This is a genomic window from Amycolatopsis sp. M39, assembly GCF_001651785.1.
Classification (GTDB): domain Bacteria; phylum Actinomycetota; class Actinomycetes; order Mycobacteriales; family Pseudonocardiaceae; genus Amycolatopsis; species Amycolatopsis rubida.
Genome location: NZ_LWSF01000018.1, coordinates 195198 through 220508 on the forward strand (window position 1 = coordinate 195198; position 25311 = coordinate 220508).

At 71.3% G+C, this 25311-nt stretch carries 24 protein-coding genes, 2 pseudogenes and 3 riboswitches; of the genes and pseudogenes, 21 read left to right on the plus strand and 5 right to left on the minus strand.

Going from position 1 to position 25311, the window contains the following annotated elements; translation table 11 throughout:
- Window positions 1-8: 8 nt before the first annotated feature.
- A riboswitch (Fluoride riboswitch) is annotated at window positions 9-87 on the minus strand.
- A gap of 80 nt (window positions 88-167) precedes the next feature.
- A riboswitch (Fluoride riboswitch) is annotated at window positions 168-231 on the plus strand.
- A 102-nt stretch (window positions 232-333) separates the two neighbouring features.
- The 9 genes from A4R44_RS30765 to A4R44_RS50975 all read left to right on the plus strand — a co-directional run bounded on the left by A4R44_RS30765 (window position 334) and on the right by A4R44_RS50975 (window position 9277).
- The gene (locus A4R44_RS30765) at window positions 334-1284 is read left to right on the plus strand and encodes a respiratory chain complex I subunit 1 family protein (protein WP_067588499.1); all 951 of its coding nucleotides are present in this window, start codon (window positions 334-336) and stop codon (window positions 1282-1284) included.
- The gene (locus tag A4R44_RS30770; protein WP_198545490.1) at window positions 1284-1976 is read left to right on the plus strand and encodes a hydrogenase; all 693 of its coding nucleotides are present in this window, start codon (window positions 1284-1286) and stop codon (window positions 1974-1976) included. Before A4R44_RS30765 ends, A4R44_RS30770 begins: the two co-directional genes overlap by 1 nt.
- A gap of 4 nt (window positions 1977-1980) precedes the next feature.
- Complete coding sequence (locus A4R44_RS30775; protein WP_067588501.1) at window positions 1981-3441, plus strand: proton-conducting transporter membrane subunit; 1461 nt, start codon at window positions 1981-1983, stop codon at window positions 3439-3441.
- Entirely contained in the window at window positions 3438-4892 is a 1455-nt protein-coding gene (locus tag A4R44_RS30780; RefSeq protein ID WP_067588504.1) for an NADH-quinone oxidoreductase subunit C, read from the plus strand. The genes A4R44_RS30775 and A4R44_RS30780 overlap by 4 nt, the downstream gene beginning before the upstream one ends.
- Entirely contained in the window at window positions 4893-5666 is a 774-nt protein-coding gene (locus A4R44_RS30785) for a ferredoxin (RefSeq protein ID WP_067588505.1), read from the plus strand.
- A complete protein-coding gene (locus A4R44_RS30790; protein WP_095213725.1) occupies window positions 5663-7702 on the plus strand; it encodes a proton-conducting transporter membrane subunit in 2040 nt (679 codons plus the stop codon). The genes A4R44_RS30785 and A4R44_RS30790 overlap by 4 nt, the downstream gene beginning before the upstream one ends.
- Before the next feature lie 15 nt (window positions 7703-7717).
- Window positions 7718-7981: a DUF2180 family protein gene (locus A4R44_RS30795; protein WP_067588507.1), complete on the plus strand. Its 264-nt coding sequence runs from the start codon at window positions 7718-7720 to the stop codon at window positions 7979-7981.
- A 595-nt stretch (window positions 7982-8576) separates the two neighbouring features.
- Window positions 8577-8846 carry a hypothetical protein gene (locus tag A4R44_RS49370; RefSeq protein ID WP_232791853.1) on the plus strand — a complete coding sequence of 90 codons (270 nt, stop codon included), beginning with the start codon at window positions 8577-8579 and terminating at the stop codon, window positions 8844-8846.
- Between the two features lie 17 nt (window positions 8847-8863).
- Window positions 8864-9277, plus strand: a complete 414-nt coding sequence (locus A4R44_RS50975; RefSeq protein WP_232791860.1) for an undecaprenyl-diphosphate phosphatase — start codon at window positions 8864-8866, stop codon at window positions 9275-9277.
- Between the two features lie 62 nt (window positions 9278-9339).
- Here A4R44_RS50975 and A4R44_RS50980 read toward each other — a convergent pair.
- The 4 genes and pseudogenes from A4R44_RS50980 to A4R44_RS30820 form a co-directional block, all read right to left on the minus strand.
- A pseudogene (locus tag A4R44_RS50980) lies at window positions 9340-10012 on the minus strand (ABC transporter ATP-binding protein); the annotation flags it as partial.
- Window positions 9999-10496, minus strand: a complete 498-nt coding sequence (locus A4R44_RS30810; RefSeq protein WP_095213746.1) for a phosphatase PAP2 family protein — start codon at window positions 10494-10496, stop codon at window positions 9999-10001. The pseudogene A4R44_RS50980 and the gene A4R44_RS30810, both read right to left, overlap by 14 nt.
- A gap of 5 nt (window positions 10497-10501) precedes the next feature.
- The gene (locus tag A4R44_RS30815) at window positions 10502-12190 is read right to left on the minus strand and encodes a dynamin family protein (RefSeq protein ID WP_067588511.1); all 1689 of its coding nucleotides are present in this window, start codon (window positions 12188-12190) and stop codon (window positions 10502-10504) included.
- On the minus strand, window positions 12187-12657 hold the full coding sequence (locus A4R44_RS30820; protein WP_067588513.1) for an NUDIX hydrolase: 471 nt from the start codon (window positions 12655-12657) through the stop codon (window positions 12187-12189). Before A4R44_RS30820 ends, A4R44_RS30815 begins: the two co-directional genes overlap by 4 nt.
- Before the next feature lie 44 nt (window positions 12658-12701).
- A riboswitch (Fluoride riboswitch) is annotated at window positions 12702-12765 on the minus strand.
- 181 nt (window positions 12766-12946) lie between these two features.
- On the opposite strand from A4R44_RS30820, the gene A4R44_RS30825 reads away from it, so the two are divergent.
- Genes A4R44_RS30825 through A4R44_RS30865 form a run of 9 tightly spaced genes read left to right on the plus strand, consistent with a single transcriptional unit; the run spans window position 12947 to window position 20258 of the window.
- The gene (locus A4R44_RS30825; RefSeq protein ID WP_067588515.1) at window positions 12947-13825 is read left to right on the plus strand and encodes a DUF4129 domain-containing protein; all 879 of its coding nucleotides are present in this window, start codon (window positions 12947-12949) and stop codon (window positions 13823-13825) included.
- A complete protein-coding gene (locus A4R44_RS30830) occupies window positions 13822-14256 on the plus strand; it encodes a hypothetical protein (RefSeq protein ID WP_067588517.1) in 435 nt (144 codons plus the stop codon). Before A4R44_RS30825 ends, A4R44_RS30830 begins: the two co-directional genes overlap by 4 nt.
- Window positions 14253-15206 (plus strand): MoxR family ATPase, encoded by a 954-nt coding sequence (locus tag A4R44_RS30835; RefSeq protein ID WP_067588519.1) that lies wholly within the window; start codon window positions 14253-14255, stop codon window positions 15204-15206. Before A4R44_RS30830 ends, A4R44_RS30835 begins: the two co-directional genes overlap by 4 nt.
- Window positions 15203-16438, plus strand: a complete 1236-nt coding sequence (locus A4R44_RS30840) for a DUF58 domain-containing protein (protein ID WP_067588521.1) — start codon at window positions 15203-15205, stop codon at window positions 16436-16438. Before A4R44_RS30835 ends, A4R44_RS30840 begins: the two co-directional genes overlap by 4 nt.
- Window positions 16435-16932, plus strand: a complete 498-nt coding sequence (locus A4R44_RS30845) for a hypothetical protein (protein ID WP_067588523.1) — start codon at window positions 16435-16437, stop codon at window positions 16930-16932. The genes A4R44_RS30840 and A4R44_RS30845 overlap by 4 nt, the downstream gene beginning before the upstream one ends.
- A complete protein-coding gene (eno, locus tag A4R44_RS30850) occupies window positions 16929-18218 on the plus strand; it encodes a phosphopyruvate hydratase (protein WP_067588525.1) in 1290 nt (429 codons plus the stop codon). Before A4R44_RS30845 ends, eno begins: the two co-directional genes overlap by 4 nt.
- A gap of 5 nt (window positions 18219-18223) precedes the next feature.
- Window positions 18224-18661 carry a hypothetical protein gene (locus A4R44_RS30855; RefSeq protein WP_067588637.1) on the plus strand — a complete coding sequence of 146 codons (438 nt, stop codon included), beginning with the start codon at window positions 18224-18226 and terminating at the stop codon, window positions 18659-18661.
- Window positions 18658-19980 carry a hypothetical protein gene (locus A4R44_RS48395; RefSeq protein WP_067588527.1) on the plus strand — a complete coding sequence of 441 codons (1323 nt, stop codon included), beginning with the start codon at window positions 18658-18660 and terminating at the stop codon, window positions 19978-19980. Before A4R44_RS30855 ends, A4R44_RS48395 begins: the two co-directional genes overlap by 4 nt.
- The gene (locus A4R44_RS30865) at window positions 19977-20258 is read left to right on the plus strand and encodes a hypothetical protein (RefSeq protein ID WP_067588529.1); all 282 of its coding nucleotides are present in this window, start codon (window positions 19977-19979) and stop codon (window positions 20256-20258) included. Before A4R44_RS48395 ends, A4R44_RS30865 begins: the two co-directional genes overlap by 4 nt.
- 431 nt (window positions 20259-20689) lie before the next feature.
- Here A4R44_RS30865 and A4R44_RS30870 read toward each other — a convergent pair.
- Window positions 20690-21548, minus strand: a pseudogene (locus A4R44_RS30870) (aldo/keto reductase).
- A 1177-nt stretch (window positions 21549-22725) separates the two neighbouring features.
- Here A4R44_RS30870 and A4R44_RS30875 point away from each other — a divergent pair.
- The 3 genes from A4R44_RS30875 to A4R44_RS30885 are packed head-to-tail and all read left to right on the plus strand — an operon-like array spanning window position 22726 to window position 24873.
- Complete coding sequence (locus A4R44_RS30875) at window positions 22726-23760, plus strand: zinc-binding dehydrogenase (protein ID WP_067588531.1); 1035 nt, start codon at window positions 22726-22728, stop codon at window positions 23758-23760.
- A gap of 33 nt (window positions 23761-23793) precedes the next feature.
- The gene (locus A4R44_RS30880; protein WP_067588533.1) at window positions 23794-24660 is read left to right on the plus strand and encodes a molybdopterin-binding protein; all 867 of its coding nucleotides are present in this window, start codon (window positions 23794-23796) and stop codon (window positions 24658-24660) included.
- Window positions 24661-24675: 15 nt separating this feature from the next.
- The gene (locus A4R44_RS30885; RefSeq protein WP_067588535.1) at window positions 24676-24873 is read left to right on the plus strand and encodes a hypothetical protein; all 198 of its coding nucleotides are present in this window, start codon (window positions 24676-24678) and stop codon (window positions 24871-24873) included.
- The last annotated feature ends 438 nt before the right edge of the window (window positions 24874-25311 follow it).

A 25311-nucleotide genomic window follows, 5' to 3' on the forward strand; every position in this document is an offset into this window, starting at 1 on the left:
GCAGCACGCGTCGGCCAGGAACCATCAGCCCCGCGAAGGCGGTTCGGGCCGCGGGCGGCCCCGGCGGGATCCATCGCCGGGTCCAGTACATCGCCGCCGGTCGCGGAGGTCAAGGACCCGTCCGGGTCGGGCTCGGACTTGCGCGGCGACGTCCCGGTGGTCACACTGGGCACACAGGCGATGGGGCTCGCCTCAACCGCGGAGCACTCCGCTGATGGCCTCTACCGCACCACCTTCGTGTTCGCACGCTGGCAGGCCGGTAGAGGAGGTCCGAGTGGACGAGGATTCCGCGATCCCCGATCATCGGCTCGCCGCCCGGCACGGGGAACCGTCGTGAACGCGCCGTCGATCCAATTCGCCCAGGTGCTGACCGTGCTGGTCGCCGCTCCCGGGGTGTCCGGGGTGATCGCGCGCGTGGAATCGCGGCTGCAGGGCAGGCGCGGCACCCGCGTGCTGCAGCCCTACTACGACCTGGGCAAGCTCTTCCGCAAGGAAACCCTCGCGCCGCACGGAGCCAGCTGGGTATTCCTGGCGGCGCCGCTGGGCGCGATGGCCTGCTACCTCACCGTGCCGCTGCTGATCCCGGTGCTCACCACATTTCCGCTCCCGCTCGGATACCTCGGCGACATCCTCGGCGGCGGATTCATCCTGTCCCTGGCCAGTTTCGCCGTCGCGGTGGCCGCCGCCGAGACCGGTGCGCCGTACGCCCAGCTCGGCGCGAGCCGGGCGAAGACGTTCAGCGCGATCACTGAACCGGTAGTGCTGTTCGTAGTCTTCACCGTCGCGCTGGTGACCGGGACCGACCTGCCCTACGCGCTCGCCGAGACCGTCCGCTCCTCGGCCGAGCAGATCGTGCGTCCTGCGCACCTGCTCGCCGCGGCGGCGTTGTTTCTGGTGATCCTCGCCGAAACCGGGCGGATCCCGGTCGAGACGCACACCGGCACCAACGAATTCGGCATGATCGAGGAGGCCCGGCCCTTCGAGCATTCCGGGCCGTACTTCGCGATGCTGCGGTGGGGTTCGGCGATGAAGCAGCTGATCCTGTTCGTCATCCTGATCAACGTCTTCATCGCGCCGTGGGGGCTCGCCTCCTCCGCCGGCGCCGGAGCAGTCGCGCTCGCGCTCGCGGCGCTGCTGGGCAAATGCGTCGTGCTCGGCGTCGTCATCGCCGTCATCGACAACTCGTTCGCGAAACTGCGGCTGTTCAAGATCACCGAATTCGTCGCCGCCGCGTTCCTGCTCGCGGTGCTGGCCGTGTTCACCCTCTACTTCGGAGGCGGCTGATGGACGTGCTCGCTGCGGACCCGGCCGCCGTGGCGCCGCCCGGGATCTACGCCGGCATCGCGAACGGCCTGGCGGTCGTGGTGCTGCTCACCGAATTCGCCATGCTGCGCACCGCGCTGCTGCGCGCTCAAGTCCGGGTGTACGCCGCGCAGTCGCTGCTGGTGTCCGTGCTCGCGGTGGTCGTCGCGGTAGCCCGGGACGTGCCCGAACTGTACGTGCTGGCCGGATTGTCGTTGGCGCTCAAGGTGATCGTCGTGCCGTGGCTGGTGCTGCGGATGCTGCGCACCGCCGGCACGGAGATCGCCGGCAGCGGCGCGCTCGGCGTCGCCAGCGAGGTGCTGCTCGCGGTCGCGGTCGCGGCGTTCGGGTTCTTCGCGACCGGCCGCTTCCACGTGACCAGCCCGGCGCTGCCGGAAACCGCGCTCGCCCTCTCCGTGGCGGTGATCCTGGTGGCGTTCGTCCTGATGATCGTGCGCCGCGACGTCGTATCGCAGGCGATCGGGTTCTTCTCTCTGGAGAACGGCGTGTCCCTGGCCAGTCTCGTGGTCGCCGCCGGGATGCCGCTGATCCTCGAAGTGGCGTTCCTGTTCGACCTGCTGGTCGCCGTCGTCGTGTTCGGCGTGCTGATGCAGGTCCACCACCGGCGCTCGGAATCCCTTTCCACGCAACACCTCACCCGGCTGCGGGGGTGACGCGATGCCGGTCGTGCTGATCCTCCTGACGACGCTGCCGCTGGCGCCGGCGCTCGCCGCGCTGGCGGGACGCGCCCGGGTGAGCGAGACGCTCAGCCTGGTCACCGCCTTGAGCAGCCTCGGTCTGGCCGTCGCGCTCGTCCCGGCGGCCGCGCACGGCCCGGTGCAGTTCGGGATCCTCCGCGCCGACGCGATCTCGGTCGTGTTCCTGCTCGGCACCACGTTCCTCTACGCCGCCACCGCGACTTACTCGATCGGGTATCTCGGCGCGGAACGCCGCCACCCCGGATTCTCCCGCTACGCCCGGAGATTCCACCTCGGCCTCAACCTGTTCGCCTGGTCCATGATGTGCGCGCCCCTGATGGACGGCCTGGCGCTGCTGTGGATCGCGGTGGAGATCACCACCGTCGTCTCCGCGCTGCTGGTCGCGCTCGACGACACCGACAACGCCGCCGAAGCGGCCTGGAAGTACGTCCTGCTCGCCTCGGCCGGGCTCGGCATCGGGCTGCTGGCCACGATCGTCATGTACTACGCCGGTTCCACCGTGCTGGGCTCGTCCTACGACGTCGCGTTCGCTCCCCTGCTCACCGCCGGGACAGCGTTGCCGCACACCGCGGTGCAGCTCGCGTTCGTGCTCGCCGTGGTCGGGTTCGGCACCAAGGTCGGGCTGTTCCCGGTCCACACCTGGCTGCCGGACGCGCATTCCGAAGCGCCCACGCCGGTGTCGGCGATGCTGTCCGGTTCGCTGCTCGCGGTGAGTTTCTACGCCGTGCTGCGCTACTACCAGGTCGCGGCGCGCACTCTCGGCTCCGGTTTCCCGCGAACCGTGCTGCTGGTGTTCGGCGTGCTGACGCTCCTGCTGGCCGCGTTGTACCTGCTCGAACAGCGGGATCTCAAGCGGCTGCTGGCGTATTCGAGCGTGGAGCACATGGGCATTCTCGCCATCGGGGTCGGACTCGGCGCGCCGCTCGCGCTGGCCGGGGTGCTGCTGCACGTGATCGCGCACGCCGCGGCGAAGGGCAACGCGTTCTTCGGCGCCGGCGTCCTGGTCCGGAAGTACCGCACGAAGGACACCGCGGTCATCCGGTCCTGTTTGGACACTCTGCCGTGGACGGCCCCGCTGTTCCTGTCCGCGATACTGGCCCTGTCGGCGATGCCGCCGTTCGGCTTGTTCCGCAGCGAGTTCCAGATCATCGCCGGCGGGCTCGCGAGCGCGCACGACACGATCACGGTCGTGCTGGTCGGCCTGGTCACGCTCGCGTTCCTGGGCCTGTCGGTGGCGACCACGCGAATGCTGTTCGTCCGCGGCGGCGGCGACCTGCCGGCCCGGGGCGAGCCGAGCGCGTGGATGGTCGCGCCGATGGTGGCCGGGCTGCTCGTACTGCTGGTCCTGGGCGTGCACCCGCCCGCGGACTTCGCCGATCTGCTCGCCCGCGGGGTCGCGGAGCTGGGAGGCGGGGCATGACCGCCGAAGACATCCTCGCCCGCATCGGCGACGGCGCGCGGTTCGCCGCGCTGGCCGGCGACGGCGACCTCACCGAGGGCCTGACCCTGCACGTGCTGCTCGCCCGCCCCGGCGGCGTCGACGTGGCGGACCTGGCGCTGCCGCCGGGATGCGACCGATATCCGGCGCTCACGCCGGGAATCCCGGCGGCCTTCTGGTACGAGCGGAAGCTGCACGACCTCTACGGCGTGCTCCCGCTAGGACACCCGCGGCTCGACCCGCTGGTGCTTCCGCACGCCGAGGACAACGAACCGCTGCCCAGCCCCGGCGCGGCGTTCCACCCGGCGCACGTGGAGCCGGACGAGCGGGCGCTGCCCAGCCACGTCGCCGGCACCGGACTGTTCAGCTTCCCGCACGGCCCGGTCCGCTCCGGGGTGTTCGAGTCGGTCGAGTACGTGGTCGAGACGCCGGGCGAGGACATCCCGCACGTGAACGTCCGCCCGCACTTCAAGCACCGCGGTCTGGAAGTGCGGTTCGAAGGCATGTCCCCGGAGCACGCGGTGCTGCTGGCCGAACGCGTCGAGGGGATCGCGTCGGTGGCGCACGCGCTCGCGTTCTGCCACGCCGTCGAAGAGCTGGCCGGCGCGCAGCCGCCGCTGGCAGCACAGCTCGTGCGCGTGCTGCACGCGGAGCTGGAGCGCATCGCCAACCACCTCGACGTCGCCATGAAACTCGCCGACGCGGCCGGTCTCGCGGTCGCGGTCGCCCGTTTCGGCTGGCACAAGGAACGCGTGCTGCGCTTGGTTTCCGCGTTGTGCGGCAGCCGGTTCGGGCGCGGGGTCGCGATCCCCGGCGGGATCCGCGCCCTGCCGCTGCTCGGCCGCGACGCCCTGCGGTCCACAGCGGACAAGCTGCGCCGAGACGTCGAAGCGGACGCGGCCGCCTTGATGCAGACGGCGTCGTTCCTCGACCGGTTGCGCGGAACCGGCCCGCTCGACGAGGCCTTCGCCCTCGAACACGGGCTGCTCGGCCCGGTCGGGCGCGCCAGCGGAACCGAAGACGACGCGCGCTGGCAGCGTCCGTACGACGCCTACCCGAAACTGACCCGCCGCCGGGCGCCCGAACACCGCGACGGGGACGTGATGGCCCGGCTGCGCGTCCGCTGGGACGAGGTCGCCGAGTCCTTCGACCTGCTCGGCCAAATCGCCGACCTGCTCAGCGACGACGACGTGCTCAGCGTCCCCGTCGAGCCGGTCGCCGGACAGGCCGTCGGCTGGGCCGAGGCACCGCAGGGCGAAGTCCTGTACTTCCTCGACGTCGGGGCCGGCGGCCTGGTCCGGCGCTGCGCTCCCCGCTCGGCGTCCTTCCACAATCTCGCCGTCTTCTCGCGCGCGTTCCGCGGCGACGTGCTGACCGATTTCCCGTTCATCGAGGCCAGTTTCGGCCTCTCGATCGCCGGGGTGGTGATGTAGATGCCCTGGGTCTTCCGCGGTCTGCGCGACGGGATCGTCACCACGCGGTACCCCCGGCGGCCCGACGCCGACGACGTCCGCACGGTCGCCCGCCCCTCCCCTGCCGCCCGGTGGGAACCAGGACTCGACGACCTGTGCCCGACCGGCGCCATCCGCCCCTGGCACGGCCGGGTGCGGCTCGACCAGGGCCGCTGCATCGGCTGCGGCGACTGTGTCGCCGCCCGGCCGGAGGTGTTCGGCTGGCAGCGGGGCATCGACACCGCCTGGCTCACCCGGGACGGTCTCGTCGTGCCCGAGCTTCCCGAAACCGACGCGGATCTGGATCGGGTCTGCACCGCGCTTTCGCGCCGCACCACGGCGTTGCGCCGGTCAGTCCACATCAGACACGTGGACGCCGGCTCCGACGGCTCCGACGAGTGGGAGGTCCAGGCGCTGCTCAACCCGGTCTACGACGTGCACCGGCTGGGGATCTTCTTCACCGCCAGCCCGCGCCACGCCGACGTCCTGCTGGTCACCGGGGCCGGCGCGCACGGCATGGCCGCGCCGCTTGCCCGCACGCTCGAGGCGATGCCCCGTCCGCTGGTGGTGATCGCCGCGGGCACCGACGCGATCAGCGGCGGCCTGGTGTCGCCGTCCTACGCCACCGCGGGCGGTCTCGGCGACCTGCTGCCGGTCGACGTGTGGGTGCCCGGCTCGCCGCCGAGCCCGTTCCGGCTGCTGCACGCGATCCTGCTGGCCACCGGCCGCATTCCCGTACCGGAGCGGACGCGATGACCGCCGTGCTGATCGCCGCCCTAGTCCTGCTCGGCCTCGGCCTGCTCGCGGACCTCGTGTTCGGCGTCGGCCGGGCCTGGGCCCGGCCGCTCCCCTACCTGCTCGGCGCGGCGGCTTCGGTGCTGCTGACCGTCGTCGGCTCCGCCGGTGTCGCCGGAACGCCGATCCGGCTCAGCCTGGACGCGTTTCTCGGCTTCGGCTCAGCTGACCTCACCGTGGACCGGCTGTCGGCGCTGTTCCTGGTGATCAGTTTCGCGGTGGCGGTCCCGGTGTCGCTGGCCTGCGCCGCGTGGGCGGTGCGGCCGCACCGGGTCCGTGCGCGGGGACTCGGCTGCGCGTATGCGTTGACGCTGCTCTCGGTCGCCGTCGTGCTCACCGCGGACCACGTGTTCGTGTTCCTGTTCGCCTGGGAGTGCCTGACCGTCGCCTTCTACTTGATCACCGCGCACCGCCGCGGCTCCACCGCCACCCCGGCGATCGTCACCGTCGTGCTCGGCAAGGCCAGCGGCGCTTCCCTGCTCGTCGGCATGCTGCTGCTGGCCGGGCAGACCGGCAGCTTCTCCTTGCCCGGCTTCGCCGCGCTCCCGCACACCGCGGTCCGCGACGCGGCCTACTCCCTGCTGGTGCTCGGCTTCGCGGTCAAGATCGGCCTGGTGCCGGTGCACGTGTGGATGCCGCGCGGGTACCGCGCCGCTCCCGGCCCGCTGCGCGCGGTCATGGCCGGGGTCGCGGTCAACGTCGGCTTCTACGGCCTCTGGCGCACCCTGGCGCTCCTGCACCAGCCTCCGCCGTGGCTCGCCGTCGTCGTCCTGCTCCTGGGCGGCGCGACCGCGCTGCTGGGCATCGCGCACGCCACCGTGCAGACCGATCTCGCCGAGGTCGTCGCCTACTCCAGCGTCGAGAACGCCGGGCTCATCAGCGTCGGCTACGCCGTCGCGATGATCGGCGCGACGACGGGGAAACCCCCGCTGATCGCAGTCGGTCTCCTCGCCGCCACCTTGCAGACGATCGCGCACGCACTCGCGAAATCCCTGCTGTTCGTCGCCACCGCGGGCATCGAGGACGCCACCGGCACCACGGAGCTGGACGAGCTGCGCGGTGTCGGGCACCGGCTGAGGTTCTCCGGCACCGGGCTCGCCCTCGGCGCGCTCACCCTCGCCGGCCTTCCGCTGACCGCCGGATTCGTCTCCGAATGGTTCCTGCTCGAAGCTCTTATGCAGCAATTCCGTCTCGGTGCGCTCGGCTACACCCTTCCGCTGGCCGTCACCGGCGCGCTGGTCGCGCTCACCGCCGGGTTCGCCGCGGTGGCGTTCGTCCGCATCGTCGGGCTCACCGTTCTCGGCCCGCGCGGCCCCCGCGACGAAACCCACGCCCGCGGCAGCGGACCGCTCGGCGCGCTCGGCATCGTGCTGCTCAGCCTCGGCTGCACAGGCGCGGCGACTGTCGCACCGCTGCAAGTCGAACTGATCGCAGCCGGGCTGTCGCCGGCCGTCCCCGCGACAGTCACCCGAGGGGCTCTGAAGGAATCCTGGGTGCTTCAGCCGGTGTTTCCCGGGTTCTCGGCACTGTCCCCGTCCTGGCTCACGATCGTTCTCCCCGCGTTGTTCGCCGCGGCGGGGCTGCTGTGCCTGTTCTTCGGCCGCCGCCGGGTGTTCGCCGTCCGCCGGGTGCCCGCCTGGCGCTCCGCGACCGGCGGCGTCGAAGGCGAAAACCAGTACAAGCCGTTCGCCTTCGCCAACCCGACTCGCAAAGTCCTGGCCAACGTGCTGCTCACCCGCGCCGAACTGCGCACCGTCGAACGCCGGAGCGGCGGCCGCGACGACGACCCACGGCCCGATGCCTCCGGCGCCCACCTCGGGTACACCTCCGACGTCGTCGAAGCCGTCGAACGCTTCCTCTACCGCCCGCTGCAGCGCCCCTTGCGAACCGCCGTCCGCGCCGCGAAGCGCCTGCAGAACGGACGGCTCGACGCCTACGTCAGCTACCTGCTCATCGCGTTCGTCGCCGTACTCGCCCTCGTGCTCGTCCTCACCTGATACGAAAGGAACACCATGCACTGCCTCGACTGCGTCCTCGAAGGCCAGACCCGTCCCGCCGTCGGAATCTGCACCAGCTGCGGTGCCGCCGTATGCCGCGACTGCGTCCGCGTCGGCCGCCACCTGACCCGCCATGTCACCGGATTCAGTTCCGCGGACCTGTCGGCCACCGAAACCCGGCAGCTGGCGTGCCCGACCTGCGCCGGAGCCCTGTCCGTCCACCACGCTCGCGAGTACCAGTTCGAGCCGTCGGCTCGCCCTCCCGCCGCCACGCAGTAGGCTCCGTGCCAGCGCACTGGCACGCTCGAATCCGCCGGCTCGCCGGACCCGAACCGCGGCTGCCGCCGCCAACAGTCCCTGCCTGGAGCGATGATCGCACAGGTAGGGAGACCGCACGTGGCAACCCTGGTCATGCTCCTCGGTTTCGCACCACGATCGACGCCGCCGGACGCGCCGGATCCCGCTGGTATCCGGCGTTCGTCAGCGTGATCGGCGGCTTCGCCCTCGGGACGCTCGCGGGCGCGGCCCTGATCGGTCTTTCCGGCGACAGTCCTCTTGCCGCGGCATCGGCCTCTCCGCGGCAGTGACCGCCTTCTGCGTCTTCGGCCCCGCCACCCGTTCCCTGACCCACCACGGCTTCTCGCGCCACAACGCCCTGGCCGCCTTCGGCCATGCCCTGTCCGGCTTCGCCGCCGTGACCGGTGGCGTCGTGCTCGGTCGACGATTTACTGTCAACGTTCGTCATTCTCCCTCGGTCTCAGGAACCCGAGCGCCGTCATCGACATCGGCCAGGCGATCGTCCTGGGCATCGTGGAGGGCGTGACCGAGTTCCTCCCGGTCTCCTCCACCGGGGCACCTCAAGATCACCGAAGGCTTGCTCGGCATCCCGGTCGCCGGCCAGTCACCGGTCGGCTTCACCGCGGTGATCCAGGTCGCCGCGATCGCCGCGGTGCTCGTCTACTTCTATCGCGGCATCCGCCGCTTCGCCGCCGCGTGGGGCCGCGGCCTCGTGCACGCCGGCAGCGGCAGCGCCACGGCTACAAGTTCGCCTGGTGGCCGTGTTGACGACACTGCCGATCGGCGCGGCGGGGCTGCTGTCCAAACCGCTCGTCCCGCTGAGGGTGGTGGCCGGGCCGCTCGCTGATCTGGGGCGCGGAACGCGTGGGGCGGCTCAAGCGCGGCGAGGACGACCTGTCGTTCGCCGACGCGATGCTCGGCGGCTCGTCACAGATCCTGGCGCCGCTGTTCCCGGGGTTTTCCCGTTCCGGCGCAACGATCTCGACGGCGCTGGTCCGGGACCACTACCGGGTCGCCGCGACCCGGCTGTCGTTCTTCCTGTCCGTTCCCGCGCTGACCGGAGCCGGACTCTGCGAGCTGAAGGACGCGGTCGGCGGCGGGATCGACCTGCTGCCGGTCGCGGTCGGCACGCTCGTGTCGTTCGCCGTCGCCCGCGCTTCGATCGCCTGGCTGCTGAAATTCGTCGCCAAGCACTCGTTCGCCTCGTTCGTCGTCTACCGGATCATGGCCGGCGCGGCGCTTTTCGGCTTGCTGGGCTTCGGCGTCCTCGGCGACTGAGCGCCGACGGTAAGCGCGCACCACGCCCGCGGCGGAGCCGGCCCGCACGATGCGCCCGGACTCCAGCCACAGCGCCGAATCGCAGAGATCCAGCAGGAGCTCTTCGGTGTGCGAAGCGAACACCAGCAGCCCGCAGCGGTTGACGAGGTCGTGCAGGCGGGATCGCGCACGTTCGAGGAAGTCCGCGTCGACCGCGCCGATTCCTTCGTCCAGCAGCAGGATTTCCGGGTCGATGGACGTGACGACGCCGAGCGCGAGCCGGACCCGCATGCCGGCCGAGTAGGTGCGCAGCGGCATCCGCAGGTAGTCGCCGAGTTCGGTGAATTCGGCGATCTCGTCCGTGCGGGCGCGCATCTGCCGCCGGGTCATGCCGAGGAACATGCCGCGCACCACGATGTTCTCCAGCCCGGACGTCTCCGGATCCATCCCCAGCCCGAGGTCGAACACCGGCGCGACCCGGCCGGAACGCCGGGCGGAGCCGCGGGTCGGTTCGTGGATGCCGGCCAGCAGGCGCAGCAGCGTCGACTTGCCCGCGCCGTTGTGCCCGACCAGCCCGACCCGGTCGCCCTCCTCGAAAGACGCTGTGAGGTCCCGCAAGGCGGTGACGACCGGAACCTTCGCGCCGGTCTGGATCCTCCCGCCGGGCGAACCGAGCACGCGTCTCTTCAGCGACCGCGATTTCGCGTCGAAGACAGGGAATTCGACGAAGGCATGGCAGAGGTCAACTCCGATCACGGCAACACCCCCGCACTCGCCGCGTGCTCGCCAGTGCCGCCGCGGCGAAGAGCCAGCCGCCGAGGATGTCGCTGGGCCAGTGCACGCCGAGAACGATCCGGCTGAGCCCGACGGCCGCCGTGACGGCAGCGGGCCGGGGCAGGACGTTCGCGGCCGCCAACGCCAGTCCCAGGGTGCCGAGAGTGGTGTGCCGGGACGGAAAACTGGGCCCTGACCACGAATCGCGCCACAGCCGCTCCGGCGGCCGTTCGCGAGAGACCAGCTCGGCGGTGACGCGCCGGACCGCGGCCGCCAGAGTGAGCAGCCGCGGCACCCGGCGGTCCGCCCGGGCCAAGCAGGACGCGCCCACGACGGCCCACACCATCGGGGTCTCCCCCAGCACGGTCACGACCCGGGCAACTGACACGACCGGCGGCGAGGTCCGATCGTGCACCCAATCCAGCAATCGCAGTTCCGCACCAGTCCAGCGGGCACCGGAAACCATGGCCGTCACCGCGCCTGGGCCGGGGAGCCGGAACTCGCCAGCTCCAGTTCGCGGACCGCCTGCTGCACCGAGGCAATTCGCCCGTCCAATTCCGCGAGCTTCGCGCCGGGCGCGCTGCCGCGGCCGCGGCCCGCCTCGCCGAGACCCGCTTCGAGCGCGGCGAGCTGGGTCCGCCAGATCTCGGCCAGCGCCCGTTCGTCCTCGCGCACCACGTCCCGCAACCAGTGCTGCAACGTCGAGCGCGCGCGGCCGAAGGGCCGGGGCACCGTGTTCTCCGCCCAGGCCGAAAGGTGGCGGTGCAGTCGCTTGCGCCGGACCGAGGCAGGCAGCCGGTGCGCGAGCGCGGTCGTGACCAGTTCGCGCCACACCACTTCCGGCCCGAGTTCCAGCCCCGGCAGCCGCGGCGGGACGGGCGGGTCCGGCACCGGTGCGTCAGACAGCCGGAGCTCCAGGACGCCGGCGACGGCGTGGCGGGCCCGGACCAGTTCCGCCGTCAATCCGGCGGTCGCTTGCTGTGCGGCGTCGCGCGCGACAGCCTCCAGTTCCTCTCCGGTTTGGTGGAACCATCCGGTGCCCGACTCGATGACTCGCTCGCTCAGCTGCCCTCGGACGACGTCGGCGGCCGCTTCGGGGCTCGCGGGCTCAGCGGGGAGTTCGGTGCCGAGCTGCTGTCTCGCAGCGGCGGTCGCGGCGGCGACGGCGCGTTCGTGCGAAGCGTCCAAGCGAGCGCGCGAACGGCGTGCTTCGCCGCGCACATGGTCGATCGCGGCGGTTTCCGCGCTGCGTGCGCGGTCGATGATCGCCCGCAGCTCCTCCACCGCGCGAGTGCTGTCCTCGGCGGTCCGGCCGAGGATTTCGCGTTCGATCCGGAGGCCGTCGAGGACGGCCGCGGACTCTCGGCGCCATGCTCGCGCGGTCGAGGCGACGACATCCGTCTCCCCGCTGCGGGCGATTCGCTCGGTCAGCCAGGCGACCAGGTCGTCCGGGCCGGACGTGCGCAGCGACATCGGCAGCACCGGAACCTCGGAGCCGAGCGGTCCGGCGACCGCTTGCCGGGTGAAGGCGACGATCTCCGCCACGTCGCCGGCCTGGACGAGGTCGATCTTGTTGACCACCACCGCAAGGGCCGCCGCGGTCGCCGTCACGTCGGCCGCCAGCGCCAGTTCCGCCTGCGACACCGGAGGATCGGCCGAGACCACCAGCACGGCGAGATCGACGCTGTCGCGCGCTCGGGCTGCCTCGTCGGTATTGGCCTGGTGCACCGACCCGGTGCCGGGCGAATCGACCACCTCGGTGCCTGCGGGCAGGTACGGCGACGGCGCCGTGATCCGCACGGTGTCGACGTTTCGGACGTTGCCCGGGTTTCCGCGCTCGCTGACCAGCTCCGCCACGTCGCCGAGGCGCAGCGGGTGCCGTCGCCCGTTCCGGTAACGGACTTCGGCGTCCACAGTGGACTCCACAGTCACCGAGGTCGCCACCGACGTCACCGGGAGCGCGCCGGTGGGCAGCAGCTCCCGCGCGAACAGGGCGTTCACCAGCGTGCTCTTGCCGCGTTTGGCTTCGCCGAGCACCAGCACCCGGACCCGGCCCGCCAGCGCGCGGGCGATCGCGTCGTCCAGCGCCGGCAGCCGGTCGGGCGGCAGGTGCCCGCGGACCCGCTCGGCGAGGCCCGCCAGGCGCACGGCGGCGGTCACAGCGCCCGCCGCGCTTCGGACGGCGCCGGCCGCCAGACGTTGCCGAGGTAAGCAGCGGTGCGCTGGGCGCCGCCGCGGTGGAACGCGCGCAGGTACCCTCCGATCGGAGGCCGGAGACCCAGCGCCGACACGCGTTCCAGCCGCACGAACGAGGGCACCAGGCCGTCCTCCGTGCCGCGCGGTTCGGCGTCCGGGTCGTCGGCGACCGCATGCAGGACGATCTCCACCATCTGCTGCCCGTACTGCGGGTTGGCGGTCTCGAGGACGAACGCCACCCCGGCCGGGGTGACCGCGAGCCCGGTCTCCTCGCGCACCTCGCGCCGTACGCACGCGGCGACCGACTCGCCGTCCCGCTGAGTGCCTCCGGGCAGCACCCAGTCGGTGATCCGCTGGCACAAGAGAACCCGCTCCTGCCGCAGGACCAGCCCGGTGCAGCGCAGGTTCACGGGTTGGGCGTCCAGACCCATGGCTCCTCCTCGTCCGGTCGTCCGAACCAGAGATGCGGACGCGGTCACGGGCAGAAGCCATCAGCGCCGAGCGGCGCGGTCGCGGCGAGCTCCATCGCCGGTGGTGGCGCGGACGCCACCGACTTCTTCACGGTAGCAGCCGATCATCTTCTCGACTACCGCCCGCGGCTCGGCCGATCGCGTCCCCGGCCGAGCCGTGGCACAATCGCAGGCAGGTGATGGGGCTCACCCGCAACCGCGGCACATCCGCTAACGGTCCCTGACGACTGCGTCGGGGAGAGGTGTGCGGATGCGGCGCCAAGACGACACCACGCTGCCGGGATCGGTCCCGGCAGCCGGACTGCTGCTGGCGCTCGGGGCGGCGGGACTGCGTGCGCGTGCGGAAAGCAGCTGGTCGCTGCGAGGCCCGCTGGCGCACGCGAGCGGCACGACGCTGACCGTTCTCATCACGGCGCTCGGCGTGGTTTCCGCGCTGCTGGCCCTCTGGTCGATCACCGGCTTGCGGCGTCGCCGCAAGCCGCAGGACGACGATTTCCAGCACGTGTACGAGCCGCTGGGCACAAAATGGGGACGCCGGTGGGCCGTGCTGGCCGTCCTCGGGGCGACCATCGCGCCGATCGTCGTCCTGGCCGTCGTCGCTTCCCGTGCCAGGCCGGTCGCGACGCCCCCGCCTCAGTTCGCACCGCCCCCCGCGGCAACCCCGGCGCATCCGGCAGCCGACAGCCACGCCGACGGCGGATCGCCCTGGCTTCTGCTGCTCGTTGTCGTTCTCGCGGTGCTGGCGCTGGTAGCGCTCACCCGAATCCGCGTCCGGCGCTCGCTGGGAACCGCGGCTCCGACCGGGCTGGCAGAGGCCGCCGAAGCCGGGTTGCGCGAACTCGGCGAGTTCGCCGAGGACGGCCCGCGCGCTGCGATCCTCCGCTCGTTCGCCGCCATGGAACGAGCGCTGACCCGCACCGCCGAAGCTGCTCCGCGACCGGCGGACACGCCCACTGCGGTGCTGTCCCGCGCCGCGAACGCCGGACTCGTGCAGCCCGCACCAGCACGTCTTCTGGTCGAGGTGTTCGCCGAGGCCAGGTTCAGCAGGCACCCGATCACCGCCGCACAGCAGAACACCGCCCGCCGCGCGCTCGACGAACTCCTCGCCGGCCTGGGCAGGCGGCCATGATCACCGCGGGTCTGACGGTCGCCGCGGCGTCGCTGCTCGCCGCGGGCTACGCGGTCGCCGCTACCGCGGGTTTGTTCGTCTGCGCCGTTCTGCTCACGGTGCTCGCAGTGGCCGGAGCCCGTGCGTCCTTGCGCAAAGCCGACCCGCCGCACGAGCCCGCGCCCGTCGTCCGGCGACCGGATTTCCCCGGCTACGACCACCTCGCCGCGGCCGTCTCCTGGTGCGGCGTCTCCCGGCACGCCTGGGACTGCGACATGCGGCCGATTCTGGTGCGGCTGCTGCGAAACCGCTCCGACGGCCGGGCAGCGCTCGGCGACGAACTCTGGCCGCTGGCCGACCCGTCCCTCTCCCGCTCCGGCGACCGGGACGCCCCAGGACCGACCCGGAAGACGCTCGAACGGATCCTCGACCGCCTGGAGGCTGCCCGATGACCACCACCGGCGTCCGTGCGGCCGCCGTGCTCGACGAGGTCGAACTCGCCGTGGTCGGCAAACGCGCCGTGCTCGAGCTGATCCTGCTCGGCGTGCTCGCGCGCGGGCACGTCCTGATCGAAGACCTGCCCGGGCTCGGCAAAACCCTCATCGCCCGGTCGTTCGCGACGGTGCTGGGCCTGCGCTTCGCGCGGATCCAGTTCACCCCGGACCTGCTGCCCTCGGACATGACCGGCGCGGTCGTCTACGACCAGGCTCAGCAGACCCTGTCCTTCCGGCCGGGCCCGGTCTTCGCGAACCTGCTGCTGGCCGACGAAATCAACCGCACCCCGCCGAAAACCCAGGCGGCGCTGCTGGAAGCGATGGCCGAGAACCAGGTCACCGTCGACGGGAGCACGCATCCGCTGCCGGACCCGTTCATCGTGCTCGCCACCGACAACCCGATCGAGTACGAGGGCACCTACCCGCTCCCCGAAGCCCAGCTCGACCGCTTCGCGCTCCGCGTCCGCATCGGCTACCTTCCCGCCGAGGACGAGCAGGCCCTGCTGCGCCGCCGCCTCGAACGCGGGTCCGCGCCGCCCGCACTGCGCCGGATCCTGGCCGCGGGCGAAGTGCCGGTGCTGCGCGAATCGGTGGAACAGGTCCAGGTCGATCCCGACGTGCTGGCCTACGTCGTCCGGCTCGCCGACGCCACCCGCGGGCACCACCAGGTGGTGGTCGGCGCGAGCCCGCGAGCCTGTCTGGACCTGCTGCAGCTCGCCCGCGCGAAAGCGCTGCTGGCCGGCCGCGACTACGTGGTCCCCGAAGACGTGAAAGACCTCGTGCCCGCGGCCTGGGGCCATCGGCTGAGCCTCCGTCCCGAGCTGTGGGTCCGCCAGGTCCGCGGCGAAGACCTGCTCGCCCGGATCCTCGACGAGGTCCCGGCCCCCCGGGCAGGGAGGCCGGCATGAACACCGTTGCCGCGCAATGGCATCCCACCCGGCTCGCGCTCGCATTGGCCACTTGCGCCGGGCTGACCGTCCTCGCCGCCGCCGTTCTGGGCAAGCTCGAACTGCTCGCCTTCGCCGCACCGCTGCTCGGCGCGCTCGCCAACAGCCGACGCGAACCCCCGGCCGGCTCGCTCGCCGTCGACATCGCGCTCGCCGACGAACGCTGCCTCGAAAACGACGAGGTGCACTTGACCGTCGACGTCCGCCCCGAAGGCACCGTCGACGACATCACCGTCTCGCTCCGCTCGCCCGTCGCAGAGGCGTCCACAAAGAACGGACGCACCTTCACGGTGCGACCGCACCGGTGGGGCCGATGGTCACTCCGGCCACGCGTCACCGCCTATGCCTTCTCCGGGCTGGTCGAAACCAACGTGCCCGCCGGAGGGCGAGAACTGCGCGTCTACCCGCGTGCGGTGCCACCGGAACTCCTCCCGCGCCCGGCGGACCTGCCCGACCGCGTCGGTGTCCACATCGGACGCAAACGCGGCAGCGGCATCGAATTCGCCGCGGTGCGGCCGTATCAGCCCGGCGACTCGCTCGGACGGATCAACTGGGCGGTCAGCTCCCGCCGCCGCGGCCTGCACGTCACCGATCGGATCGCCGAACAGGCCGCCGAGATCGTCGCGGTCGTCGACACCTTCTCCGACGTTGCCCAGCCCGGAGCGTCCACACTGGACCTCGGCGTGCGGGGAGCGGCTTCGGTCGTGCGGGCCGCGTTGCGCCGCGGAGACCGGGCAGGAGTGGTTTCGCTCGGCGGCGTTCTCCGCTGGATCGGGCCAGACGTCGGAGAACGGCAGTACTACCGCATCGCCGACACCGTACTGGAAGCCCGGCTGGACGACGCCGTGGTCCAGCCCGACCTCGCCCGGATCCCACGCCCCGCCCTGCCCTCGCGCGCGGCGGTGGTGCTGTTCTCGCCGCTGCTCGACGAGCGGGCGCTGACCTCGGTGCACGATGTGCGCCGACGCGGATGCCCGCTCCTCGTCGTCGACACCTTGCGCGCCGAACCGCCCGGAGATCCCGGAAGCCGGATCGACGAGATCGCGCGGCGCGTGTGGCGGCTGGAGCGGCGCACCGTCCTGGCCCAGCTGGCCGACGCGGGCATCCCGGTCGTCGCCTGGGCCGGCGGCCAGTGGCTCGACGACGTCCTGGGACCGCTCGCCCGCCGTCCGTTGCCGGGGAGGACCGCATGAACGACCTCCTCCGCGGACCGGTCCCGACGGTCGCCACCGGACTGCTCATGGCCGCGTCGGCCTTCGGTGCCGACCCGCTCGCCGCGATCCTGACCGCGGCCGCGGCCCTGCTCGTGCTGATCGCCGCGCGATGGCACGAATCGGCGGCCGCCACCCCCGCGGTCCTGCTCGCCGCCGCCGCGCTCGCGAACGGCGATCCGCAGCTTGCTCGCGGCTGCGCGACCGGGCTGCTGGCCCTCGCGTTCTTGATGACCGCCGACGCGCGGCGCACCCTCGCCCCGTACGCCGACCCGCTGGCCTGGCTGCGCACTCGCGGCCGGTTGCTCCTCGGCGGCCTCGGCGGGGTGATCGCGGCGCTCGCCGGCGCTCTGTGGAGCGTCGGCTCCACGTGGCTCGCCGCGGCCGGAGTGCTCGCGCTCGGGGCCATGTACCTGCTCGCCGTGCGGCCCCTCGCCCGGCTCGCCACCCGCCCACACCGGAGGAGGACGTCATGACGAATGTGCGATTCACCGACCTGCGCGCCTGCGAGATCCTCGACTCGCGGGGCCGTCCCACGCTGTCGGTCACCGCGGTGCACGGATCCCGGTCCGCCACCGCGACAGTGCCCTCCGGTGCGTCGACCGGACGCAGCGAAGCCCGCGAACGCCGAGACGGCGACGAATCCCGTTACGGCGGAGCCGGGGTCCTCGGCGCGGCCGACACCGTGCGCACCGAACTCCGGGAACTGCTCTGCAGCCGGTCGTGGCCCAGCCTGGCCGACCTCGACGCGGCGATGATCGCGCTCGACGGCACCGACGACCGCGGCCGGCTCGGCGCCAACGCGATCGTCGGGGTGTCGATGGCGGCCGCCCGGATGTTCGCCGAGCTCCAGGAAGTTCCGCTGTGGTCGTGGCTGCGCGTCGGCGATGTCGAGCCGCGGCTGCCGATGCCGTGCTTCAACGTGCTCAACGGCGGCGCGCACGCCCACACCGGGCTGGACTTCCAGGAATTCATGATCGCCCCGGTCGCCGCCGCCACCATGGCCGACGCTGTCCGCGCCGGAGCCGAGGTCTACGCCGCCTTGCGCGGGCTGCTGGCCGAGCGCGGGCATTCCGTCGGGCTCGGCGACGAAGGCGGCTTCGCGCCCGAGGTGACCCGGCCCGAGGACGCACTGCACCTGCTGCTGCGCGCGATCGAAGACGCCGGCTATCCCGCCGGTCCCGACGGCATCGCCATCGCGCTGGACCCGGCCGCGTCCCAGTTCCGTCAACCCGACGGCAGCTACCTGCTCAACGGCCACCGGCACAGTTCGACCGACCTCGTGCAGCGCTACGTCCAGATGGTGCGCGACTTCCCGATCTGGAGCATCGAAGACGGCCTGGCCGAAGACGACCTGTCCGGCTGGCGCGAACTCACCGCCGAACTCGGCGACCGCATCCAGCTCGTCGGCGACGACAACTTCGTCACCAACGCCGCCCGGATCGCCCGCGGCGCCAAACTGAACGTCGCCAACGCCGCGTTGATCAAGCTCAACCAGATCGGCACCGTCACCGAAACCCTCGACGCGGTCGAAACCTGCCGGCAGCACGGCTACGCGCAGATGATCTCCCACCGCTCCGGCGAAACCACCGACGACTTCATCGCCGACCTCGCTGTCGGAACCGGCTGCGGACAGCTCAAAGCGGGCGCTCCCGCCCGCGGCGAACGCGTCGCGAAATACAACCGGCTCCTGGAGATCGCCGCGGCCCGGCCCGAACTCCCCTACGGAACGACCGAACTCTCCGCCGCCCGCATCGGATGAACCCGATGCCCGGTTTCCTCAGCCGCTTCCGCCGCCAGCGCCTGTCCGCCGGGGAGCAGCTGACGAGGCTGGTGTCCGTCCTCGACCAGGCCGCCGCGGCCGCGCCCGAGGCCGACGACGCGGTGCGGGCCTGCGGCGCTCCCGGCGACATCCCCGGCCGCCTCGGCCGCACCGCCGGCGAACTGGTCAGCACCTATCACCGGCTGCGCGAAGAACTGGCGGCCATCCCGGTCGACGGCGACCGCGTCGGCCTCGCGGCGGAAGCCGAACGGCTGCTGCAGTACCACCAATGGCTCCTGCACACCTCCCTGCAACTGGCCTTCTCCCTCAACCCCGACCCGCGCAAAGAAGCCATGCGACGGCGCCTCGACGGCGTGGGTCCTCCTGCCGCCCGTCTCGAAGCCCTCCGCGACCGCGTCGCACACCTGCGGAGCACGACATGAAGAGCCCGTCACGGCACGCCGACGAACGCCGCGCACTCCTGCGCGAACTGACCGGCGAGGGCTGCCTGCTCTGCCGGGACGCCGAGAGCGCGGAACACCACTGGCGCACCTGGTACGTCATGGAAACCCACCGCGACCCGGACTACCGCCGCCGCGTCGCGCACACCGGCGGCTTCTGCGACCGCCACACCAGACTGCTCATGTCCACTTCGGACAGTGCACAGGTGCTGCCCGGCCTCCTCGGCGACCTGGTCTCCTCCGCTCTTGCCGGCACCACCAGCGGCCGCTGCGACGCCTGCGCCAAAACCGCGGCCTCGACCGAGCGACGCCTGGACGCCATCGTCCGGCGGCTGGACGACCCGGAGATTTTCGCGGCGACCGGCCGCCTGTGCAATTCGCACCTGCTGGACCTCCTGCACTCCGCGCCATGGCGGCACGCGGCCACGCTCGCGGGACTGGCAGCTCATCAGCAGCCCGTCGATCCGTCCGATCCCGACGTCCCGGTCCGCGCCGCCCTCCTGGCCCGCGCCGCCCAGGTTCTCGCCGAGAACGACAAACGGCTCACCCAACTGTCCACAATCGACCGCGTGGTCGATGACCTTGGCCGGGACTGCTGCCCCGGCTGCCGGAACCGCGCCCAGGGCGAACTGCGCTACCTGAGCTGGCTCCTCGACCAGGATCCCGACCGGCTCGACCCTTCCGAACCCTGGCTCTGCGCCCGCCATCTCGGCGACGCCACCGTCCTCGACGACCTGGGCGCTCGCCGCGTGCGCGGCCTGATGCACCAGAAAGCCCGCGCACGGCTGACCCAGCTCGCCGAACGGCTCACCGCCGCGCCCCGCCCCCGCCCGCTCGCCCGGCTCCGCCGCTCGTGGCAGCCCCTTCTGCGGAGACGCTTCGACCTCGCCGCCGCCGAACTCCGCCGCCCGGACCGCCACGTCGCCGAGACTCTCCTCCATTTCCGTCACACCGCGCCCACCTGCTCCGCCTGCGCGGCCGGTGTGGTGAGCGAACGCCGCGAACTCGACCTCCTCGAAGCCGCCGCCGGCCACGAAACCGTCCGCGAAGCCTGGGTGCACGGCCACGGACTGTGCCGCGACCACGCGCCCATGGCCGCACCGGAACTCGCGAAACCCGTTCTCCGCAGCCGGCTCGCGCTCCTGGCGTGGGAACTCGACGAAACCCGCCGCACCCAGGCCTGGCATACCCGCCACGAACCCTTCACGCCGGCCCAATCCTCGTGGCCGCGCGCCGTTCCCTTCCTCCGCGGCAACGCATTCCTCGGACTCACCACCGCCGAATACCAGGACGCCCCGTGAGCTCACCGCACACCCCTGATCCCGGATACGACCGCCGCGGCCCGATGTTCTGGCTCCCGCCGCACGGATTCGGCAACGGCATCCGAGCGCGGGCCTGGGCCGAGATCGCCGACCTCACCGCCCAAGAACTCGACCAGGTCTTCACCGCGCTCACCGACGCGAACATCGCCGCCTACGCCGCGACCGTCCACGGCCGCGCCCGCCGCTACCGGCTCTGGGTCGATTCCCTGCGCTACCTGCACGCAGAAGACGTGCTCATGGAAGTCCTGGCCACCTGAGTTTGCTCGTACTCGGCACCGAAAGGTTCGACGAGCTCAGCCGCCCGTGCTCTGGTACTCCTTGGCAGAGCTGTCGTTCCCGCGCACGGCAGGCACAGGTCGGAGGGACTTTTCTCCCGTGGCCGCGTGCTGGTCTCGCGTGATCGTCTCCGACTTGAGCCGGAAGGTTCTGACGGCTGTTTCCCCGCGTTCCCGCCGGGACATCCGCGTCTTCCGGCGCCACCCGATGCTTCCGAAGCTTTTACCGGACGGGCATGATCTCTACTCCCACGCAGGACAGTCCGGTCTTCTTCGGCTAAGTCCGACGGTCGAAATCCTCCGCGAGCGCGCAGACCCGGCCGCGCAGCTCCTGGGAAGCGGACGTTCGGTGTCGATCTGCCAGTGCGTGCCGATCGCGGCGAACCGGAATGGGTCGCCGGTGGTCATCGGGCTCAGGCTTCGGGGATGTCGCGATCGAAGGCTTCCATGGTGACCGCTTCGGGGTCCGGTCCGCCGCGGACGCCGGTGTCGAGCGCGGCGATCGGCGCGAGCTGGTCGGCGCTGAGGTCGAAGCCGAAGACGTCGAAGTTCGCCGCGATGCGCTCGGGGTTGACCGACTTCGGGATCGCGGAGCGTCCTTCCTGCAGATGCCAGCGCAGCATCACCTGAGCGGGCGTCTTGCCGTGCGCGGCGGCGATCTCGCCGGTCACCGGATCGGTGAAGATCGATGTGCTGCTGTCGCCGCGGTAGCTGGTGATGCCGCCCATCGGCGACCACGCCTGGGTCAGAATGCCGTGCTCGGCGTTCGCGACCTGCACCTCGACCTGGTTCATCGGGGGGGGATCACGCCGGTCTCCTTCAGCAGATCCGAGAGAACGCCGGGCACGAAGTTGCTGACGCCGATCGCGCGGACCTTCCCGTCGGCCAGCAGCTTCTCCAGCGCTTTGTACGCGCCGATCGTCTTGGCGAAATCGGCCGGGACGGGCTGGTGCAGCAGGAGAAGGTCGATCTGCTCGACGCCGAGCTTGCCCGCGCTCTTGTCGAACGAGTGCAGGGTTTCGTCGTAGCCGTAATCGCTGATCCAGATCTTGGTCTCCACGAACACGTCCGAACGGTCCACTTCGGACCGGCGGATGCCTTCGCCGACCTCGCGCTCGTTGAAATACGAAGCCGCGGTGTCGATCAGCCGGTAGCCGACGCGCAGCGCCTCGGCCACGGACGCGGAGGTGGTCTCGGGCGGGGTCTGGAACACGCCGAAGCCCAGCGCGGGCATCNCTCGACGCCGTTGTTCAAAGTCAGTTTCACGCTCATGCCTCCACGGTAAATCCCCCGCTGCGATTCAGGGAGCCCGCCTTCATCGGGCAGGCATAGCCAGAAAACCGTTCCTGTTCTGCGATACTTGTTCCCGCAGACCCCGCCAGGACCCTGACGCCGAGGTGCGGCCCACGCGCGCGAACAGCTCGAATGCCGGGATGCGGCGACCCTCCGGGACGGTCGCCGCGCTGCTGCGGCCCCGGTGGCTGTCCGGCTTCCCGTGCCGGACGGCACGATCACCGCCGAGCAGCCTTCCGGGGCGAGGTTGCGTCGAACACGGTATCTGCGGAACTGCGACGGCGCTGTCGGGTCTCGTTGTTTCAATACCGGCAAGGGGACGGTACGTCCCGCGGTCCTGGTGTTATCTCTTTCTTCCGGCTCCTGCGAGGATGACGTACACGCTGGGGTCGTCGCAGGAGAGGCCAGGCTCGGCGGGGAGTTTCTCTTCGGGATGCCATTGCGTGGTCCAGGTCAGTCCTGGAGATATGCGGTCGAATTTTCCGAACAGTTCCCGCACAGCGGCCGACACGGTCGCGAGATGCTTTCCGTTCCGGCAAAGCGCCAGGCCCGCGCTCCGGTTCTTTCCGGCCTCGCCGACACGGCAGGGCTGGCGCCGCCAGGACGTGGGCAATCGCTGTGCGGGAGAGCGCGGTGGCGCACACATGCCGAGATCGCAAGTCGCCCTGCGGAGAGCATTGCTCCGGCGAATCTCCGGGGGGGTGTCCACTCGACCGTCGACGTTCCGGCAGGCCAGGTCGCCGAGCGAATCTGCCGCGGCACCTCGGCGCGGCCCGCGCCTCGATCACGATGGGATACCCCGCTACGCATTGGGCGGGGAACAGATCCTCCCCCGACTTCACGAAATGGACGGCAGAACGGAACGAGGCCCGCGGACTCGGCCGGAACTCCGCGCTGCTCCGGTCCGCTTCGCGGTGAGCACCCCGCAGGACCGAGTGCCGCACGCGGTTCGCTCGCAAGAACGAGACTTCGGGCGGGCAGGGTAGCCACGGCCCATGGCACGCACAATCCAGAGCCCTCAATTGTGCGCCTAGGGATATCCGTGCGAACCCAACGCGCTCCCCCTCCGGCGAAGTATTGCCTTCGCCATTCTCGCAATGTGCAATTACCGGATCGTGTTCGGCCCGCCCAACTCGCTTCCCGCGCTGGAGTCGCCATGTTTGCAGCTGTGTTGCACGGTCCCCGCGACGTCCGGTTGGACCGTGTTCCCGACGCCCGGATCGAACGGCCGACCGACGCTGTCGTCGAGGTCGCGCTGAGTGCGGTGTGCGGCACGGATCTCGGCGGCTACCTCGGTGTCGACCCGGTCTCGGGCGCACAGCGGATGGGGCACGAGTTCGTCGGCGTGGTCTCCGACGTCGGCCGTGCTGTCCGGTCCGTCCGGCCGGGCCAGGCCGTCCTCGCGCCGATGGGGTGGTCGGACGGCACCTGCTCGTTCTGCCTCCGCGGGTTGCCGACATCGTGCCGCAGCGGCGGGCTCTGGGGCGAGGCGGGCGCGGACGGCTGTCAGGCCGAAGCGGTCCGGGTTCCGCACGCCGACGGGACTCTGGTGCCGGTACCGGGCACCGCAGATGCCGAGCTGCTGCGACGGGTGCTGCCGCTGGCCGATGTGTTGTCCGCGGGCCACCACGCGGGCGTCACCACCAAGGTGCGGCCCGGCCGGACGGTCGCGGTCGTCGGAGACGGCGCGGTCGGCCTGTGCACTGTGCTGGCCGCGCGGCGGCTGGGCGCCGAACGGATCATCCTGATGGGCACTCATGCGCCCCGGCTCTCGATGGCCCGCGAATTCGGTGTCGACGACATCGTCCTGAGCAGGGACCAAGCCGCGATCGACGAGGTCCGGGCGCTCACTGGCGGAGACGGCGCCGACGCGGTCATCGACGCGTTCGGCAGCGAACAGTCCCTCGCGACGGCGGTGGGCGTAGCGAAAAGCGGGGGCGACGTCTGCCTCGTCGGCGTGACCGGCCAGCCGACCTGGGTCGATGTGAACGCCATGATCCGGCGCAACATTACCCTTCAGGCGGGCGTCGCGCCGGCGCGCAACTACCTTCCCGAACTGCTGGACGCGGTACTGGCCGACCAGATCGACGCCTCGCCGCTGTTCGACAAGAGCGTCCCGCTGGCCTCGGTGGCCGACGGGTACGCGGCGATGGGCGAACGCTCGGCGATCAAGGTGCTGGTCAGTCCCTGAGTTCTTCATTCCAGGCACGGCGAGGGAGATCGGATGACCGGTTCGGCCGCGATCATCGTCATCGGCGACGAAGTGCTTGAGGGCAGCACGACGGACACGAACAGCAGCTGGCTCTGCCGTCAGGTGAGCGGGAGAGGCAGCCGGGTCGTGCAGGTCTGCGCGGTACCTGACGACCGGGAGCGCATCTGCGCCGCATTGACAGATTCTTTCTCGCTCGGAGCGAACCTCGTACTCACCTCAGGGGGGCTCGGCCCGACCCGCGACGACCTCACCGCGGCGGCGATCGCCGGATACGCCGGAGTGCCGGTTCGGCTGAACGAGCCCGCTCGCGAACTGGTCGAGCAACGCTACGCCGAACTGGCTCGCGCTGAGGCCGCAGAAGCAGTGCCCTCCGACGAAACGCTGCGCGCCAGAACGAAGATGGCGCTTCTTCCCGAAGGCGCGGAGGCGGTGCCGAACGAGATCGGCGTGGCGCCCGCGATCCATCTGGTCGTCGCCGCCGGTTGCATTCTTGCTTTGCCGGGCGTGCCCGGCGAACTGAAATACATTGTGACACACCGGGGCGGCCATATTCTGCAACGCCGGCTCGGCATCGGTCATCTTCGCTGCGCCACGATTGTGACGTCGACGCAAGAAGAAGCTTCCTTAGCCGGTGCCCTACACGATTTCGACTCGTGCGGAATCGGCGACGTGTACCTGAAGTCGCGTGCCCGAAAATTCGGCCGAAACGTACGTGTGACCGTCACCTTGTCAGTGCGGGGCACGGATCCGGGCCAAGTTGAGCACCTGCTTGAACACGCGTTGACGCTGTTCGGCAAGACGCTCTCTCGACGCGGGATAGAAGTCACAGAGGTGACCTTCGACCATCCCGAGCCAATGCACCACGAAGGTCGGACCTGAGGTAAACCACCGCGAGTGGTCATTTCCCGCGCCGCCTCTCCCCGCTGCCCAGCACTCGGCACCGTGTTCGCCCGCGTCCGCGGCGGTCTCGGCGAACTGGCTTCCTTTGTGCCCGCTGTTACGCGGCACGCGCCGTTCGAGGACGTGGCGGCGGTGCGCGACGCCGGGGCGGACCGCTACGTCACCGACCGGCGGCGGCTCCAGTGCGGTTGACAGCTGCGATCTGGCCATCCGGCATCGCCGTGCCTGCGCTGACCGGCGGAGCCNGGCGGAGCCGAAGCGCAGCCGGGCCGAGTGCCCCAGGCAGGCGTCGACACGGGGCACGCAACCGGCACTGTCCGGTCGCAGGGCAACGGCCACGGAACAGCCCCGGCGACTGAGCACCACGACCGCACCCCGTTCCGATTCTCGCCCTTGCGCCGCTGGCACCGCGGGCTCAGTGCCGGAGGCAGACGCGGAAGCCCTCGCCGGTGGCGACCCCGAGCTAGCCCTGGCCGAGGTAGCTCGCCTTGAACCACGCGGCGATCCGCTGCTGATCCTCGTCGCCGTGCCACGCGATGCGGCACGGCGCGCTCAGCCCGATGACGCCGAAGATCTCGAAAGTCCCCCTCGGCAAGCCGGTGCCGAGACGCCGGACCTCGTCGATGGCCT